A 2,427-nucleotide genomic window follows, 5' to 3' on the forward strand; every position below is an offset into this window, starting at 1 on the left:
GGACCCGCCGCCCTTCACGGCGGAATGGGCGGCGACCCAGCCGCCGGCGCAGGCCCGGACGACTCCGCCGCCCGCACCGCCGATTCAGGAGACCCAGGCCCGCACCCAGGCCCCGACCTCGGCCCCGGCCCCGGTCGAGGAGTCGTCGACGGTGCCGCGCGCCCTCGGCGCACCGGCCGTCGCCAGTTCCCCGGCGCAGCCGCAGGTCTTCTTCGGCGCCGACCCGCGCCCGACGGCGGCCCCGGCCGAACCGTCGCGCAGCCGGTCGAAGCCCAGCAGCTCCTCCACGACCGGGACTTCTTCGAAGTCGAAGAGCTCGTCCTCGTCGTCTTCGTCCTCGAAGTCCAAGAGCTCCTCCACCTCCACCTCCACCTCCACATCGAAGTCGAAGAGCTCGTCGTCCAAGACGTCCACGTCCAAGACGAGCACTGCCAAGACGTCCACCGCCAAGTCGACCGCCCCCACACGGCAGCGCACCATCCTCGCGCCCGTCGAAGAGCACCCCGAGGTGCGTCCCGCCGACCCCGGCGAGGGCAGCTCCAGGGGAGCGGCGGGCAACAGCGGCGCAGGCCGGAGCGGCGGTGACGGGTTCGAGCAGACCCCGGCGCCGCGCGAGGGCGAAGGCGAGGGCAGCACGCCGCGCGCCCTCTCCCGGTACGCGCTCGACTACGGCTCCCGGCACGACGGCATGGTCGGGATGGTGCTGTACGAGGCGCAGGCCCCGGCCGACATCGACGGGCTGCACCAGCAGGTGGTGGAGCAACTGGGCCTGACGCCGGAGAGCCCGGCCGCGGACGACGTGCGCGCGCAGCTCACCGAGTCGCTCAACCTGTCGGAGATCTCCGAGAACCTGACGGGCGTGCGCAGCGGCGGCGGCCACCGCGTCACGGTCACCGTCGACGGGGCCGAGCGCACCGTGGACGTACGGATGCGGCAGACCGACCCGAGGCTGAACGAGCGCGCCGGGACGTCGGGCGAGGTCCCGCGCAAGACGAAGGTGGAGCGGACGGGCGACGGCGGGCAGACGTCCTCCAGCAGCCAGGACTCCGGCACCGTGCGCACCGTGCCGGTCCCGTGGATCGCGATCTACGAAGGCCCGCAGGGCCCGCTGCGCTGGTTCGACGGCACCCTCTCGGTGAGCGTGACGCACAACCAGCTCTCGCAGTCCGTGACGGTCAGCGAGGGCGTGTCGACGAAGACCGTGCAGCGTACCGGCGACGCGGCGCACGCCGTGGACTACACGAGCCGCTGGCAGGTGCGGGCGGACGCGGACAGCAACCCGCGGGCGGACTGGGGGCCGGAGCGGGCGCAGGGCACGGTGACCGTGTGGTTCCCGGAGCACCGGGCCTTCGCCCCCACGGGCGACCAGGGGCCGATGCCGCAGCCCGCCGGGCTCGACGGCCTCCCGCTGTGGGGCGTCGAAGGCGTCGTGGAGCCGGCCCGGCTGCGGGCCGAGATCCTCGGCCACGAGGACTTCGCGGACCTGAACGGTCTGGGCGAGGACTCCCGGGAGGACCTGACCGAGTTCCTCTCCGAGCGGATGCTGCGCGGCAGCGTTCCGATGCAGCGCGACAACGGCGTGTACTCGCCGGTGCTGTACGGCGCGGGAGGCGGCGCGGTCGGCGTGGTCCGGATCGCCGCCAGGCTGGTGCCGCGGGCCCCCTCCGACCGGGTGCCGGACGGCTTCTCGCTGGAGTCCTGGCGCACCCACAGCTCCGGTGTGGACCAGTCGGTGCGGCTCACCAGCGGCATCGGGGTGGACGGCAGCGGCGGCCCGATGTTCACGCCCGACACCGCGGCCGGCCACCCGACCGCGGGCACCCTGCACGGCGGCGGCTTCTTCGGCAAGGCCGGGGTGTCCTGGTCGCCCTACGACGGGTTGAACACCGGCAGCAGCTCGTCGCTGATGCACGGTCTCTACACGACCAGCGGCCACCTGGTGGTGCCCGCCGACATCACGTACGACGTCACGTTCATCCCCGCCGGCGGCGGCGAGATCACCCACTCCTTCGGTCCGTGGGAGGAGGGCATCGAGCTCCGGCTGCCGCCCCGGGAGATCACCGAGGGGCATGTCCCCACGGAGGCGGAGACGCGGCGGGCCCCCGCGCATCTGGAGAACGTCGAGAGCATCGGGCAGACCGCGGTGCCCGTCGGCGTCGAGGGCACCGAGGAGATGTTCGACCGGGCGGACCGGCATCTGCGTCAGGAGGGCTTCCTGCCCTCGCGCGAGCGCGGCGGGTCCGGTTCGAGCGAGAAGCGCCGGCGCGCCCAGCTGGAGAACCTGCGGCGGTTCGAGCAGCTGCGTTCCGGGATCGGCCAGGACACCGCGCTGACGGACGCCGTCGACGGCGGCCGGCGCGCGTGGTTCCAGCTGCCCGGCGGGGTGGCCGGGCAGCGCAATGTGCAGTTGCGGTTCACCGCCGGACC

At 73.8% G+C, this 2,427-nt stretch carries 2 protein-coding genes; one reads left to right on the top strand and one right to left on the bottom strand.

What is annotated here, in order from left to right:
* Positions 1-84 precede the first annotated feature (84 nt).
* The gene (locus ACFU99_RS40870; RefSeq protein ID WP_384403027.1) at positions 85-435 is read right to left on the bottom strand and encodes a hypothetical protein; all 351 of its coding nucleotides are present in this window, start codon (positions 433-435) and stop codon (positions 85-87) included.
* Between the two features lie 73 nt (positions 436-508).
* Here ACFU99_RS40870 and ACFU99_RS40875 point away from each other — a divergent pair.
* On the top strand, positions 509-2,427 hold a 1,919-nt coding region (locus ACFU99_RS40875; protein WP_384403030.1), incomplete at its 3' end, for a hypothetical protein.

The organism is Streptomyces sp. NPDC057654, assembly GCF_042800135.1.
GTDB lineage: Bacteria > Actinomycetota > Actinomycetes > Streptomycetales > Streptomycetaceae > Streptomyces.